This window comes from Amycolatopsis sp. NPDC104587, assembly GCF_055583645.1.
Map to the genome: position 1 here is coordinate 13531 of NZ_JBVJNO010000025.1, position 14658 is coordinate 28188.

The window sequence follows — 14658 nt, forward strand, 5'->3', positions numbered from 1 at the left end:
CCCGGTTTCAGCCGGTGCCGGCCTGCCAGTAGTTCACCGCGCCCTGCAGCACCGTGCGGAACAGGTGGAAGTTCACCGGCTTGTAGACGTAGCTGTCCGCGCCGAGGGCGTAGCAGCGCTCGATGTCGGCCGACGTCGTCGATGAGGTGAAGACGATGATCTTCAGCGTCGCCAGGTCCGGGTTCGCCCGCAGTGCGGCCAGGACCTGGTAGCCGTCCCGGCCCGGGAGGTTGAGGTCCAGCAGCAGGAGCGCGGGGCGCTCGAGGCCGGCGTCGGCGAGGCGGGCGATCGCCGCGTCGCCGTCCGTGGCGAACTCCAGCTCCAGCTCCGGGTGGGAGCGGGCCAGCGCGCGCCGGATGGCCTCGCGGTCTTCGGCGCTGTCCTCGACCACCAGGACGAGCCGTTCACAGACGCTCACGCGGCGGCTCCCGTGTGGCGAATGGCCAGGACCGCGGCGTCGTCGCCGACCCGGTACCGCCCGCCGCCGGTGACGAGGGCTTCGAGCAGGTCGGGCAGCGGCAGGCCGGGCAGCCGGGCCAGGGTCGGCGCGAGGTCGGTTTCGAAGAACCGGCCCGCTTGGTCGCGGGCCTCGGTGAGCCCGTCGGTGTACAGCACCAGCGTGTCCCCCGGCCCGAGCCGTTCGGTCGCCGCACGCAGCCGCAGCTCCGGCAGGACGCCGACCAGCCGGCCCGAGCACGGTGGCTCCCGCACGGTCCCGTCGCGCCGCAGGACCAGGGGAGGTGGGTGCCCGGCCGTGAGCAGGGTCAGCCCGACCCCGGCCGGGCCGGCGGGTTCGAAGGTCGCCGTCGCGAGGGTGAGGAACCGGGAGACGTCGTTGCGCAGCAGCTTCGCATTGAGCCCCACCATGGCGTGCTCGGCCGAGCTGCCCTCCTCCAGCGCCGTCTCCAGGGTGTGCCGGGCCAGGCCGGTCAGCGCGGCCGCCGGCGCCCCGCGGCCGCAGACGTCCCCGATCAGCGCCGTGACGTGGCCGTCGGGCTGCGGGACCAGGCCGTAGAAGTCACCGCCCACCTCCAGGCTGTGGTCGGCGACGGTGTAGGTGGCGGCGGTCTCCAGGCCGGGCACGTCCGGCAGCACCGCGGGCAGCAGGTGCTGCTGCAGGGAAAGGACGTCCCGGCGCCGCCGCTCGTAGAGCGTCGCGTTGTCGATCGCCAGTGCCGCCCGCCCGGCCAGGTTGCGCAGGAACGACCGGTCCGGGCGGCGCTGCGAACCCGCGCGGTGGAAGAAGGTCAGCAGCCCGACGTCGCGGCCTCGGGCCCGCAGCACGCTGATCGTCATCTGCGGCAGCCGGGCCTCCTCGGGCAGCCCGGACGGCCGCGGGAGCTCGTCCCAGGCCGCCGGGTCGGCGCCGCGGACGACCTGCTCGCCGGCCCAGTGCCCGGCCCGCAGGGCCGCGGTCAGCGTGCGCTCGCGGTGGGCGTCGACGTGGGCGACCGCGATCGGCACCATCCGGCCGTCCCGGCGCACGTGGATCGCGGCGCCGTCGGCCAGGCCGGGCACCGCCATCCGGACGACGGCGCGCAGCGTGTCGTCGATGTCGAGCGAGGCGCCCATCTGCAGCGACGCCTCGGCGAGGATCGCGTCCTGGGCCTGCCGCTCGTCCAGTTCGCGCAGCTGGCTGGCGTGCTGGTCGGTGGCCACGATCACCTCGGCGACCTGGTGCAGCGCGGTGACCACGGACGGCGCGGCGGGCAGCCCGGCCGCGGTGCCCAGCACCAGCAGGGCCCGCTCCCCCTCCGCGACCGCGAACTCCAGGACCAGGAGCTCGCTCGCCCCGGCCGCGGTCAGCCGGGCGGCCAGCCCGGGCGCCACGGCCGCCACCTCGACCAGCGGTAGCTCCCCGACCTCCCCCGCCGGCCGCTCGGCCGTCCAGGCTTCGACGTCGGCCGCCAGCCCGGCCGGCTGCGTGCGCAGCCCGTCGTGGTCGGCCCACCGCGTCACCGACGCGGTGCCGTCGGCGGTCAGCCGGGCCCCGAGCACCACGCGCGCGGCCGGGAGGCAGAGCAGGCCCGAGTAGAGCTCGTCCGACAGGCCCTTGGTGTTCACCGCGTCGAACGCCGCCCGCCACAGCGCGTGCAGCCGCGCCGTCCAGGGGTCTTGGGAGGGGATGGCCACAACGCTCCGCTCGTCCGGGATGCCGCGTTCGCGGCGACGACCACTGTAAGGTTCGCCTTCCGTCGCGGCCGGACGGCACGACCGGGCAGAACGAGGAGTGGCATGAGCGACACCGGCGCCGGGGCGGCGTTCGAGCCGGGGGAACGCGACCGCACGGCGGAAGCCGTGGCCGGTCCGGCGTTCGACTTCTCGGTCTGCGTGACCGAGCCGATCCACCGGCTCGGCGGCATCCAGTCGTACGGCGCCCTGGTGGCGGTGGCCGACAACGGGCGCGTCGAAGTCGCCAGCTCGACCACCGAGCGGCTGCTCGGCCGCACTCCCGAGGAGCTGATCGGCACCCCGGTGGAGACCCTGCTCGGCGCCGACGGGGTAGCCGCGGTCCGGCAGACCCTCGAAGCGCCGACGGGCGACCGCGGCCTGCTCGCCCTGCGAGTGCCCGCGGACGGGCCGGAGTTCGACGTCACCGTCTACCACGCCGACGGCCGGCTCGTCTTGGAGCTGGAGCCCGCGACCGCGCAGCGCCCGTTCCGCTTCTCGCAGTTCTACCCCTCGGTGCGCGCCGCGCTGACCCGGCTGCAGCACGGGCGCACGGTCGTCGACGTGTGCGCGGCCGCGGTGGCCGAGATCCGGGCGCTCACCGGCTACGACCGGGTCGTCGCCTACCGCTTCGAAGGCCGCTCCGGCCCGGGCGAGGTGATCGCCGAGGCACTCGCGGACGGCCTGGAGCCGTGGGTGGGGCTGTGGTTCCCGGCCACCGACATCCCGCCCCAGGCACGCCGGCTCTACGAGCGCAACTGGATCCGCGTGATCAACGACGTCGACGACGCCACGTCGGCCCTGCACCCGGCGGCGCTGCCCGGCGGCACCGAGCCGCTGGACCTGTCCGACTCGACCCTGCGCACGGTCTCGTCGTTCCACCTGGAGTACCTGCGCAACATCGGCGTGGCGTCGTCGATGTCGGTGTCGCTGCTGCACGACGGCGCGCTGTGGGGCCTGATCGCCTGTCACGGACTGGCTCCCCGCCGGCTCGACCCGGAAGTCCGCGCGGCGTGCGAGTTCTTCGGCGTCACGCTCTCCCTGCAGCTGGCCGCGCTCCAGGAGGCCGAGACGGCCCGGGCCCGCCAGGAGGCCCGGACCGCGCTGTCCCGGCTCGTCGCGACCCTCGAGACGGAACCCGCGCGGTCGTTGCCGGACAACGGGGAGCTGCTCGCCGGGCTCGTCCGCTCCGACGCCGTCGTCCTCCGCCTCGGCGGCACGGTTTCCCCCGCCTACGGCGACACCGACGTGGCGCCGCTGTGGCCGGTGGTGCCCGACCTCGCCGCGGGTGAGGTCTGGGCGAGCGACTGCCTGACCGAGCACGCTCCCGGGCTCGCCTCGCACGCCGACGCGCTGAGCGGGGCGCTGGTGCTCGGGCTCGGCGACGGCGATCTGGTCGCCTGGACCCGGCGGGAACGCCGCGCCGACCGGACCTGGGCCGCCGACCCGGCCCAGCCGGTCCGGCTCGGCCCGCACGGCGAACGGCTCACGCCGCGCGGCTCGTCGGCCGTCTACCAGGCCGTGGTGCGTGGGCACAGCCTGCCGTGGACGGCCGCCGACGAAGCGGTCGCGGCGGACCTCGGCCGGGCCGTGTCCGCGATCTCGCTGCGCCAGGCGGCCCACCTGGCCGGGCTCAACACCGAGCTGCGCCGGGCGAACCAGGACCTGGACACCTTCGCCCACGCGGCCGCGCACGAGATGAAGGAGCCGTTGCGCGGCATCGCCACCACCGTCGCCTTCATCGGCGAGGACGCCGGCGAGACGCTCGACGCGACCACGCTGCGCCGGCTGGAGACCGTGGAAGGGCTCGCCAACCGCATGGACGAGCTCGTCAACTCCCTGCTGCACTTCGCCCAGCTCGGCCAGTCCGACCTGCGCCGGGAAGCGGTCGGCCTGCGGGCCGCGGCCGGCCGCGCGCTGGACATCGCCGGTCCCCGGCTGACCGAGAACGACGTCCGGGCCACGCTGCCCGGTGAGGACGTCACGGTTTCGGCCGATCCCGCCCGGCTGGAGGAGGTGCTCGTCAACCTCCTGGTGAACGCGGCGAAGTACGCGCGAACCGAGCGGCCGCGCACGGTCGAGGTCGGGCTGCGCCCGGCCGGGCCGGACCGGGCGGCCGCGGTGTTCGTGCGGGACAACGGGATCGGCATTCCCGAAGTGCACCAGCAAGACGTCCTCCGGCTGTTCCGCCGGCTGCACGCCCGCGACGCGTACGGCGGCGGGCACGGCGCGGGGCTCGCGATCGTGGACCGGATCGTCCAGCGCCACGGCGGCCACCTGTGGCTCGAGTCGGCCCCCGAGACCGGGACCACGGCGTGGTTCACCCTGGAGCCCGATCCCGAGCCGTGACCGCCACGCCGGGCGGTCAGGGCCAGGCGGGGCGAGGGGGATTTCCGCGGGTTTCCCGTAACAGAACCACGGTGGCCCCGACTTCGACTCCGTGGCAACCGCCACCGCACGGGCCGGCGGCGGGCTTTCCCCGAGACCGCCGCCGGCCCCCGACCTCTTCGTCACCCCTCAGGCTGCACCGAACCAGCGGGCCAGCGCCGGTTCCAGCGCACCCGGGTCACCGGCCCAGCAGACGTAGCCGTCCGGGCGGACGAGCATCGGCTCGGCGGTCGTTTCGCCCACCGCGCGGTCCACCCGGGCCGACCACGGGTCGGCGACCTTGCCGAACGCGTCGTCGGGGTCGAGCAGGACACCGCGACCGGACCGCAGCAGCTCGTGCAGCCGGGTGTCGGCCACCCGCGGGTCCGGGGCGGGACGGCCGGTCAGCGGGTGGTCGCCGGCGTCGGGCGTCGGGTAGCGGATCGCCATCCCGGACAGCAGGTCACCGAGGTGGCGCTGGACCTCCGGCAGCTGCGCCAGCGCGGCGAAGACCTCCCGGGTCGCCGCGACGTCCGGGTCACGCGTGCCCGCCCAGTCCATCAGCAGGCTTTGCGCCTGGACGTTGCGCAGCACCGCGGCGCCGACCGGGTGCCGCTCGGCGTGGTAGGAGTCCAGCAGGTCCGCCGGCGCCCAGCCGTGGACCGCGGCGCCGAGCTTCCAGCCGAGGTTCAGCGCGTCCTGCATGCCGGTGTTCATGCCCTGCGCGCCGAGCGGCAGGTGGACGTGCGCGGCGTCGCCGGCCAGGAAGACCCGGCCGTGGCGGTAGCGCTCGGCCTGCCGGGCCGCGTTGGTGATGCGGCGGGCGTACCGGAGCTCGAGCAGCCCGACGCCGTCGCCGAAGACGAGCCGCAGGCCTTCGCGGAGCTCGTCCTCGGTGACCGGGACGTCCCGCGGCCGTGAGCGGCCCGGACCGCCCAGGACGAGCCGGCGCATCGGCCGCCCCTGCCCGTCCGTGCCGAGCGGGTACAGCGCCGCCCAATGGCCGTCGTCGCTCCGCGCGTGCGTCATCGCGTCCCCGGCGCCGCTCAGCCGGACGTCGGCGGCGACGACCGTCGAGGTGCCCGGGCGTCCCGGGAACCCGGCCCCCAGCAGGGACCGCATCGTGCTGTGGGCGCCGTCGGCGGCCACCGCGTACCCGGCGCGGACGACCGCGCCGTGGGCGAACGTCGCGGTCACGCCGCCGCCGTCCTGGTCGAGGCCGGTCAGCTCGTGGTCACGCCGGACGTGGACGCCGTGCTCGGCGAGGTGCTTTTCGAAGAACCCTTCGAGCACGACCTGCGGCACGGACCGCCACGGCAGCCGGTGCGCGGTGCTTTCCGGCGCGAACTCGATCCCCGCGAAATGGCCCGCGCTGACCGGGTGGTTCCCGGTCGCCAGCAACGGTTCCAGCAGCCCGCGCTGGTCGAGCGCCGTCAAGGTGCGCGACTGCACACCACCCGCTCGCGAGAGTTCGCTGGGCCGCGGCAGCTTGTCGACGAGCAGGAACGGCACCTCCGCCAGCCGCAGCTCGTTGGCCAGTGTCAGGCCGGTCGGGCCCGCGCCGACGATGAGCACTCCGGTGTCCATGAGCTCTCCCCTGGTTGTGTCTGCAAGGACAAGAGCCACGGTGCGTCGCCCGGGGCGGACAAGCCAGAAACGCCGGTGATCGAGACCGAATCCGTCACCGGTTAGAGTCAGCGCGGTGGAATCCGACTACGACGAGCTGGACCGCCGGCTCGCGCACGCGCTGCAGGTCGACGGCCGGGCCCCGTTCAGCGCCATCGCCGAGGTGCTCGGCGTGTCGGATCGCACCATCGCCCGCCGGTACGCCCGGTTGCGGGCGACGGGAGCCGTGCGGGTGGTCGGCGGGGTCGACCCGACCGCGCTGGGCGCCGTGCTGTGGTTCCTGCGGGTGCGGTGCGCGCCGACCGCGTCGGTCCCGGTCGCCGAGGCGCTGGCCAAGCGGGCCGACACGTCGTGGGTGAGCCTCACCTCCGGCGGCACCGAGATCACCTGCACGGTGCGCACGGAGACCGCGGCCGACAGCGAAACCCTGCTGCTGGCGAAACTCCCTCGCACGCCGAGGGTCGAAGGGGTCACCGCGCATTCGGTGCTGCACACCTTCTACGGCGGCCCGGACAGCCTGATCGCGAAGCTCGGCTGGCTGGACGAAGACACGACCGCCCGGCTGCGCCCGCCGCCGGTGTCACGGCGGCCGGGCGCGGTGCGTCTCGACGACGGCGACCGGCGGCTGCTCGCCGCGCTGGCCGTCGACGGCCGGACCGGGATCACCCGGCTGGCCGCGCTCACCGGCTGGTCGCCGACCACGGTCCGGCGCCGGATGACCGACCTGCGCGAGCACGGCGTGCTGTACCTGGACATCGACGTCGACAGCCGGCTTTTCGGCACCGGTCCCCGGACTCTGCTTTGGCTTTCGGTTGTCCCCGCCCGGCTGGAAGAGGCGGGCGAAGAGCTGGCCACGCACCCGGAGATCGCCTTCGCCGCGGCCACGACCGGGCCGAGCAACCTGTTCGCCAGCGTCGTGTGCCCGGACCAGCGCGCGTTGTATCGGTACCTGACCACGCGGGTGGCGGCCCTGCCGGCGATCACGCACATCGAGACGGCGCCGGTGATCCGGACGGTCAAGCAGGCGGCCAACCGGGCGTAGGGCCCGCGGTTCTGGCGCCGCACGAGGAGTACGGCCCCAGAACCTTCGCGGGCTGCCGGCCACGACGAGGGGGATCACGGCCGGCAGCCGGGAATCGGTCCCCCGCTCCCTGAGAATTCCCCTGGGCCCGCGGAACCAAACTCAGGCAGGCGGGAAAGCCCGTGGCGGTGGTCCGCCACGGGCTCCCCTCCGCACCCGGTCGTCAGTAGACCAGCCAGCTGACGGTGAGCCTGCCCGACGAGCCGGCGCCGTCGGTCGCGGTGACCGGCGAACCGTAGTTGCCGGTCCTCGTCACCGTGCCGGTGATCAGGCCCGTGCGGGCGTCGAGCGTCAGCCCCGGCGGCAAGCCGGTCGCCGACCAGGTGTACGTCCCCGTCCCGCCGGTGGCCCGGAGCTGGAGGCGCACCGCCTGGCCGTGGACGAACTGGTAGCCGGGATCGGTCACCTTGACCGGCCCGGAGCTGCCCGGCTGCACCGTGAGGGTGAAGGTCGCGGTGCGGGTCTGCTGCGCGTTCTTGCCGGTGACGGTGACCGGGTACGTCCCGGCCGGCGTGGACACGCTCGTGGTGATCGTCAGCGCCGACGAGCCGCCGGTGTCGATCGACGCCGGGTCGAACGCCGCGGTGGCCCCGGCGGGCAGGCCCGAAGCGCTCAGCGCGATCCCGCCCGACGGCGGTGGCGTCGTCCCGCCGAGGTGCGCCTTGATCTCGTCGGCGTACGTCGTCACCCGGGCGTAGACGCCGTAGGTGTTGCAGGCGTTGGACATCCACGAGAAGAACCCGACGATCTGGTTGCCCTCCAGGAACGGGCTGCCGCTGTCACCGACACAAACGCCCTTGTGGCCGTCCGCGTACCCGGTGCAGAGCATCGACCCGTCGGATCGGTAGTACTGCGAGGTGTCGACGTGCTGGGCGCAGTCGGAGTCCTTCGCCACGGGGAACTCCGCGGTGCGCAAGACGTCCGAGTAGGTGTTCTGGCCGGTCTTGCCCCAGCCGATGCCGCGGCCCATCGTGCCCGGCGCGTTCACCGAGGTGTCGGTCGCGATGGTCGGGTACGTGATCCCCGCGGGCACCGGGACGTCCTTGTCGAGGGTGATGACGGCGACGTCGTGCCCGGTCTGCCAGCTGCGGTAGTCCGGGTCGGTCCAGGACTCCTTGATGTCGGCGCGGAACCCGGTGTCGTTCAGGTTCGTGGCGCCGTAGACGAACCACTTGGTGCCCGGGTTCTCGAGCAGGCAGTGCGCCGCGCCGACGACCGTGTGCGGGCCGGCCAGGGCCATGCTGCACGACTGCTTGCCCGGGAACGCGCTGCCTTCCCGGCGCATCGAGATCATGAACGGGTACTGCTCGACGGTGGTCGCCTCACCGCCGACGACGCTCGAGTGCGCACCCGCGGCGGTCGCGCTCACCGTCGTCCTGGCGGACTGCCCGGGAGCCACGGTCGCCGAAGACGGTGAGACGGCGAGTGAGAAGTCGCCGGTGCCCGAACCGTTCACGGTCAGCGAGACGTCCGCGGTGTGGCTCACGGCGCCGCCCTTGCCGGTGACGGTCACCGTCTTGGTGCCCGGCGTCGCCGACGACGTCGCGGTGAGCGTGAGGGTCGAGGACTGGCCGGCGGTCACCGTGGCCGGCGCGAAGGACGCCGTCACCCCCGCGGGCAGGCCGTCCGCCGACAGCGCCACGTCCTGCGCGCTGCCCTTGGTGACGCTCGTGCCGATCGACGTCGTCACGGACTTGCCCGGGTCGACGCTCACCGACGCCGGGGACGCCGTCATCGAGAAGTCGTTGTCGGGCGCCGGGGCCGAGCCGGTGATGAGCGGGTCGGCGAGGTTGTCACCCTGCGGCGAACCCCAGCCGGTGCACAGGTCGTAGCCCGTGCCGGCGTTGTAGGTGCCGTTGTTGCCGCTGGTGACGTCGTGGAAGGTCGAGGAGTACTGGGCGGAGCCGGCGACCGCGTAGATCGTCGGGTTCATCGCGCCGACGCCGTTCTTGCCCTGCCCCTTGGCTTTCTGGTCGACCATCGCGACGTACCCCGCCCACAGCGGGGACGACAGGCTGGTCCCGCCGACGTCCTGCCAGCCGCCGTTCATGTACACCGAGAGCGCGCCGGCGCCGTAGTCCGCGTCGAGCGCGACGTCGGGCACCGACCGGAACTGGTTGCCGCCCGGCTGCCACGACGGCCGCGCGTAGATCTGCGAGTAGCCGCCACCCGAGCGCGTGTTGCCGGAGCCGCCCTGGTTCCAGCACGACTCCGACTGGTAGGTGCCCGCGCTGTCGGCGGTGCGCAGCTGCGTGCCCCCGACACCGGTGAACAGCGGGTCGCTCGCCGGGAAGTCGGCCTGGACCGTGCTGTTGTCGCCGTTGTACCCGCAGCCGGTGGCGCCCCAGTCGCCCGACGCCGAGAGCATCGTGATGCCCTGCGCGGCCATCTGCGTGTAGGAGTCGTGCGACGCCTTGATCGGCGCGGACTCGCACTTCTCGCCGTTGAGCCAGGAGCCGGACAGGATGGTGATGCTGTTGTCACTCGCGATCTTCGCCATCTGGTCGACCCACGCGTTGTCGCTGTTGGGTGCTTCGTAGACGGTCTGGGCCGCGCCGGGCGCCGTCGCGGCGACGGCTTCGACGTCGAGCGTGACTTCGAGCTGGTTGCTGCCCGGGCTGGACACCCCGCCGTCGACCGGGACGACCTTCGGCGTCACCGACGGCTGACCGAAGTACTTCGTCCAGGCGTCGATGTCGGACTGCTTGAAGGCGTCGAACTCGATGAGCCCGACGTTCTGGCCGGCGCCGGTGTAGGAGCCGGCCAGCTTGGTCATGCTGTAGGCGGTGCGGAACTGGGCGGGCGTGTACCCACCGGCCGGTCCGCCCGGGCCGGCCGGTCCGGGCTTGACCTGCGAGGCCTTCGTGTTCGCGCGGTGCGCGACCGGCCGGTCGGACAGGCCCAGCACGCTGCGCACCACGCCCCCGAGCGAAGCGGGGACGGTGGGCGCGGAATCGTTGGTGCGGAAGTGTTTCCCGTCGGCGCCGGTGTAGTCGCCGAGCGTGGTGCCGAAGGCCGACCGCACGGCGTCGGCCGAGCCGGTCGCGTCGACGACCTGGCGGTTGCCCGACACCGCGGTGACGCGGAACCCTTGTGCGCGCAGGAAGTCCGTGACCCGGCCGACGTCCGACGCGGTCGGCGCGAAGCGGGCGTTGTACTGCTCGCTCGTGAGGTAGTGCCGGTAGCCGGGCGAGCGCGGGTCACCGGCCGCGGCGACGAACCGGTCCAGCGCCGTTTCGTCGTGCGGCTTGAGCGCGACGGCGATGGTGATAGCACGGTCTCCGGCGACCTCGGCGTTGCGGTGCGTGCCCGGCGGCGGGGAGGCGGAGTCGGCGAGAGCCACCCGGGTGTCCGGTGGCTGAGCGGTGGCCGGCACCCCGCCGAGTGCGGCGGTGGTGGCGAGGAGGGTGGCCGCCGCGGCGGCCACCCTCCTCGCACTGGGGAAAAGCGACATGTGCGTCCTCCGGGGCGAGAGCGGTTTCCCGGGACGCTAACTACGCCGGCGGCGTCCCGAAAAGACGCCGGTGAACGTTCAGTTCCGTTCACAGAGTGGCCGGTTCCGCGCTCTTCCTCCGCAGCTCGGAGACCCGATCCGTAGCCAGTTGTCCACACCACGAGGAGTCCGTTCACCGGACGAGCCCGGATCAGATCTTTCGGCCCTGGCACGGTGTGCGCGCGAGCGCCTACCGTCCGCGAGACCGTGGCACACGAGCAGGGAGGTCGCATGGCTCCGAGCGCGCAGACGGCCGTCCCGCTGGATCGTGAGCTGCGGCGGCTGCTGCGGCACGGCACGTTCGCGGCCGCACTCGACCGGGCTCTCACCGCGCGTGGCCTGAGCCTGGAGCAGGTCCAACGGCACCTGGCCGCACGAGGTGTGCGGGTGAGCCGGGCCGCGCTCAGCTACTGGCGGCGCGGCCGGAGCCGTCCGGAGCGCGAAGAGTCGTTGCGCGCGGTGCGGGCGCTGGAAGACCTGACCGGGCTGCCCGGGGAATCGCTGGTGGCGCTGCTCGGGCCGCGGCGTCCCCGCGGACGCGGCGCCGACCCGGGCACCGTGGACCGGCGGCGGCTCTGGCCGTCGTGCGAGCCGGTGCTGCGGGCCATCGGGGCCCCGCCGGAAGGGCAGGTGCGCTACGTGGACGTGCACGAGCACGTCCTGGTCGACGCCGACCGCAGGCTGCGCGAAGTCCGGACGCGGCTGGTGCTGGAGGCGACGGTGGACCGGACCGACCGCTGCGTCGTCTACGAATGGGCCGAAGAGTCTTCCCGGCCGGTGCTGGCCGGCCTGCGGTACTGCCGCCAGGGCCGGACCAGGCCCCAGGAGGAAAGCCCGGCGACGGTCTGCGAGCTCCTGCTGGAACAGCCGCTGTCCGCGGGGGACCGCACGGTGGTCGAGTACACCTGGCGGTACCCGGCCGGCTCGGTCCTGACGTCGTACCACCGGCGGTTCACCCGGACCACGGGCCACTACCTGCTGCAGGTCGGGTTCACCGGCGACGTGCCGGCCCGGTGCCTGCCCTACCACCAGCCGACCCTGAACGGTCCGCGCCGGACGGGGAAGCCGCTGTGGATCGGGGGCTCCGGCACGGCCCACCTGGCCGTCTCGGACGCCGGCCCGGGCCTGCTCGGGCTCGAGTGGGAGTGGAACTGACCGCTCGCGCCCCTACCGGCCACCGAAGCGCGGGAACAGCCGCGCGCAGTTGCGGGTGGTCAGCTCGCGCCGGGTCTTCGCCGGGAAGAAGAGCCTGTACGCGGGGGCCCGCCGCCCCCGCCACCGGGCGGAGTCTTCGTGCGGTGCCGCACGGGTGAGCTGATCGGCAACCAGCGCTCACGAGCCGGTCGAGCGTGCCCCGACCACGTCCGCGAGCGCCGACGCCACCAGCGCGACCGCCCGATCCTCGTCGCCGGCCAGCTGCCGGAGCGGTCCGTGCGCGATCGTTCCCGGCAGCTCGGCCAGCGCCTGGGCCAGCCGGATCCGCACCGCCGAGTCCGCCGCAGGGGTGCCGAGCTCGGCGACCAGCGCGCCCACGATCCCTTCCGCGAACCCGGGTTCGAGCGACAGCGTGCCCAGGACCTCGCCCGCGTCGACGTCGTTCACGCCCTCGACCACCATGGCCACGAGCGTCGGCACCGCCGCGTCCAGGCCTCGTGCGCCCAGGGCCAGCGCGGCCTGCCTGCGCACCGCCGCGTCCGCGTCCGCCAGCGCTTCGGCGAGCAGTGCCTCCGCCTCGGCGCCGGGCATCCCGGCGACCGCCCGGACCGCGCGGCGCCGGACGTCGACGTCCGGCGACCGCACCCCGGACGCCACACTGGCCACCCCGTCACCACCGGCCCGTGCGAGCGCCCATCGCAGCGCGCCGGCGACGTTCGGGTCGGCCTCCGCGAGGACCGCGCCGGCCAGCAGCTCCGCGGGCACCGGCACCTCCTCGGCCGGGGCCAGCACGGCCTGCTGCCGGCGCGCCGGGCTGGGCGAGTCGAGCCCGTGCAGCAGCTCGACGATCCGCAGCACGCCCTCCCAGCCCGACGGCGCCGAAGCGTCCACCCGGCGGAGCCGCTCGAGCAGCTCCTGCTCCCGCTTCAGCCGCTCCTCGGTCCGCCGGATGAGATCACCGACCAGCGTGGCCGGCGCGAAGCCGGGATCCTCCAGTGCCCGGCCGATCTCCCGCAGCGACAACCCCAGGGACCGCAGGCTCTCGACGTGGAAGATCCGGCGGATGTCCTCGGCGGAGTACTCGCGGTAGCCGCCCACGGTCCGGCCGGTCGGCCGCACCAGCCCGAGGGAGTCGTAGTGCCGCAGCATCCGGGTGCTCACCCCGGACCGCCGGGCCACCTCGCCGATCAGCACCCCGCTCCCCCGGCCCGCTCCGGGCCGAGCGCGACGACGCGTTTCGCCTCGTCGACGGCCAGGTCGAACCCCGCGTCCGGGTCGCGCAGAAGCCGTTCGGTGGCGCGGGCGTGCGCGCGGACCGCCGGGTCCGCACTCGCCGACGCCGACCGCAGGACCGGCACCGCCGTCTCCCCGAGCGCGACGAGCGCCCGGCTGAGGCTCAGCTGCACCGTCCGGTCGCCGCGACCGAGCTGGGCGGCCAGGTCCACGGCCAGGCCCCGGTGCTCCCGCGTCGGCGCCAGGATCACCGCGGCCCGCCACGCGCTGCGCGCGACCTCGTCGTCGGGGTCGTGCAGCAGGGTCCGGGTGATGGCGGGCCAGACGTCCCGGTCGCCGATCTTGGACAGCGTGTGCAGCGCCTGGCTGCGGGCCTGCGGACGCTCGGACAGGAGCTCCGCGCGCAGCCGGGGCACCGTGAGCTCCGCCGGGTGGCGGGTCAACGCCCAGGTGAGCATGTCGCGCACGAAGAAGTCCGGTTCGATCGCGCACCGCGCCACGAGCGCGTCGACGAAGCCGGGACCGGGGTTCGTGCCGACCGCCAGCGCCGCCTGCAGCCGCGTGGACGAGCTCGCCGCGGCCAGCGCGTCGAGCAGGCGCGTGTCCTGCGTTTTCATGTCGATCACCTCCTGCGCCCAGTGAAGACCTTGACACGGTGTCAAGGTCAAGCGCCGTTCGCGAAACGATCAGCCGCGCAGGACCCGGCGGATCCACCGAAGCTGCCGGAAGACGTCCCCGGCGCCGGCGATCTTCTCCCGGTCGGAGGTGTCGAACACGCCGACGAGGGTGTCGGCCGTCGCGCCGGTGCCCATGACCGGGCCGCCGGAGTCGCCGCCCGCGGGAACGCCGGTGACACCGGCCATGCAGAAGTCGGTCCCGCCCGGCTCGGCGAACCCCTCGCACCGTCGGTCGCCGACGGGCAGGACACGCAGGTCGGCCTGCTTGAGCACGTCCGACTGGCACGCGTTCTCGTCACCCCGGCAAGTGGCGCCCCAGCCGTACTGGCGCACGAGACGGCCGGCGCGCACCGGCCCCGAGCCGGGCAGCTTCGCCGGCGTGACGGCCATCGGCGGCACCTTGATCAGCATCATGTCCGCTTCCGTGGCGCCCTGCCTGCTCCCGGGCACGGGGTGGACGCGGGTGCCGGTGCGCTGGTCGAGGCTGCCGACGCGGAACTCGATGCGCGCGTCCGCGATGGGCTCGGCCTGCTCGAAGAAACAGTGCGACGCGCTGATGACCCACTCCCGGGTGATCGCGGTGCCGGTGCACTCCCCCTTGCCGTCGACCAGCATCCGCACCGCCCACGGCGCGGTCGTGCTGACCGAGCCGCCGATCACGGCGGACGCGCCGGGCGCGAAGACGACGACGGCCGGCGCGACCAGCGCCAGCAGGACAGCGAGACGGCGAAACCTCACGCGGATTCCTTTCGGGACGGCGACTGCCGCAAATCCTTCCAGGACTGCCCGGAGTTCGCCGGGGTCACCGGTGCGGCGCGCGTTCGTGGCGGTGCAATGCCCTTGATCTTGGTGTGGAG

Annotated in this window: 10 protein-coding genes; 3 read left to right on the forward strand and 7 right to left on the reverse strand. The window is 74.1% G+C overall.

Features of this window, described 5'->3' with window-relative positions:
* Window positions 1-7 precede the first annotated feature (7 nt).
* A complete protein-coding gene (locus ACZ61C_RS46045; RefSeq protein WP_465314318.1) occupies window positions 8-418 on the reverse strand; it encodes a response regulator in 411 nt (136 codons plus the stop codon).
* The gene (locus ACZ61C_RS46050; protein ID WP_465314319.1) at window positions 415-2133 is read right to left on the reverse strand and encodes a PP2C family protein-serine/threonine phosphatase; all 1719 of its coding nucleotides are present in this window, start codon (window positions 2131-2133) and stop codon (window positions 415-417) included. Before ACZ61C_RS46050 ends, ACZ61C_RS46045 begins: the two co-directional genes overlap by 4 nt.
* Window positions 2134-2235: 102 nt before the next feature.
* Here ACZ61C_RS46050 and ACZ61C_RS46055 point away from each other — a divergent pair, with 102 nt between their 5' ends.
* Window positions 2236-4518, forward strand: a complete 2283-nt coding sequence (locus tag ACZ61C_RS46055) for an ATP-binding protein (RefSeq protein WP_465314320.1) — start codon at window positions 2236-2238, stop codon at window positions 4516-4518.
* Window positions 4519-4686: 168 nt separating this feature from the next.
* Here the strand turns inward: ACZ61C_RS46055 and ACZ61C_RS46060 are convergent, their stop codons facing one another.
* Window positions 4687-6123 (reverse strand): FAD-dependent monooxygenase, encoded by a 1437-nt coding sequence (locus ACZ61C_RS46060; protein WP_465314321.1) that lies wholly within the window; start codon window positions 6121-6123, stop codon window positions 4687-4689.
* Window positions 6124-6238: 115 nt separating this feature from the next.
* On the opposite strand from ACZ61C_RS46060, the gene ACZ61C_RS46065 reads away from it, so the two are divergent.
* Window positions 6239-7204, forward strand: a complete 966-nt coding sequence (locus tag ACZ61C_RS46065; protein WP_465314322.1) for an Lrp/AsnC family transcriptional regulator — start codon at window positions 6239-6241, stop codon at window positions 7202-7204.
* Between the two features lie 202 nt (window positions 7205-7406).
* Here ACZ61C_RS46065 and ACZ61C_RS46070 read toward each other — a convergent pair whose 3' ends face one another.
* Complete coding sequence (locus ACZ61C_RS46070) at window positions 7407-10697, reverse strand: trypsin-like serine protease (protein ID WP_465314323.1); 3291 nt, start codon at window positions 10695-10697, stop codon at window positions 7407-7409.
* A 270-nt stretch (window positions 10698-10967) separates the two neighbouring features.
* Between ACZ61C_RS46070 and ACZ61C_RS46075 the strand changes: the two genes are divergently transcribed.
* Window positions 10968-11891 carry an XRE family transcriptional regulator gene (locus ACZ61C_RS46075; protein WP_465314324.1) on the forward strand — a complete coding sequence of 308 codons (924 nt, stop codon included), beginning with the start codon at window positions 10968-10970 and terminating at the stop codon, window positions 11889-11891.
* 177 nt (window positions 11892-12068) lie between these two features.
* On the opposite strand, the gene ACZ61C_RS46080 is transcribed toward ACZ61C_RS46075, so the two are convergent.
* The 3 genes from ACZ61C_RS46080 to ACZ61C_RS46090 form a co-directional block, all read right to left on the reverse strand.
* Window positions 12069-13085 carry a MerR family transcriptional regulator gene (locus ACZ61C_RS46080; RefSeq protein ID WP_465314325.1) on the reverse strand — a complete coding sequence of 339 codons (1017 nt, stop codon included), beginning with the start codon at window positions 13083-13085 and terminating at the stop codon, window positions 12069-12071.
* Window positions 13079-13741: a HEAT repeat domain-containing protein gene (locus ACZ61C_RS46085; protein ID WP_465314326.1), complete on the reverse strand. Its 663-nt coding sequence runs from the start codon at window positions 13739-13741 to the stop codon at window positions 13079-13081. Before ACZ61C_RS46085 ends, ACZ61C_RS46080 begins: the two co-directional genes overlap by 7 nt.
* Window positions 13742-13810: 69 nt before the next feature.
* Entirely contained in the window at window positions 13811-14539 is a 729-nt protein-coding gene (locus ACZ61C_RS46090) for a S1 family peptidase (protein ID WP_465314327.1), read from the reverse strand.
* Between the last annotated feature and the right edge of the window lie 119 nt (window positions 14540-14658).

Coding starts and splice junctions, on each gene's coding strand:
- ACZ61C_RS46055 (WP_465314320.1), top strand. CDS start 2,236: ATGAGCGACACCGGCGCCGGGGCGGCGTTCGAGCCGGGGGAACGCGAC.
- ACZ61C_RS46060 (WP_465314321.1), bottom strand. CDS start 6,123: ATGGACACCGGAGTGCTCATCGTCGGCGCGGGCCCGACCGGCCTGACA.
- ACZ61C_RS46070 (WP_465314323.1), bottom strand. CDS start 10,697: ATGTCGCTTTTCCCCAGTGCGAGGAGGGTGGCCGCCGCGGCGGCCACC.
- ACZ61C_RS46075 (WP_465314324.1), top strand. CDS start 10,968: ATGGCTCCGAGCGCGCAGACGGCCGTCCCGCTGGATCGTGAGCTGCGG.
- ACZ61C_RS46085 (WP_465314326.1), bottom strand. CDS start 13,741: ATGAAAACGCAGGACACGCGCCTGCTCGACGCGCTGGCCGCGGCGAGC.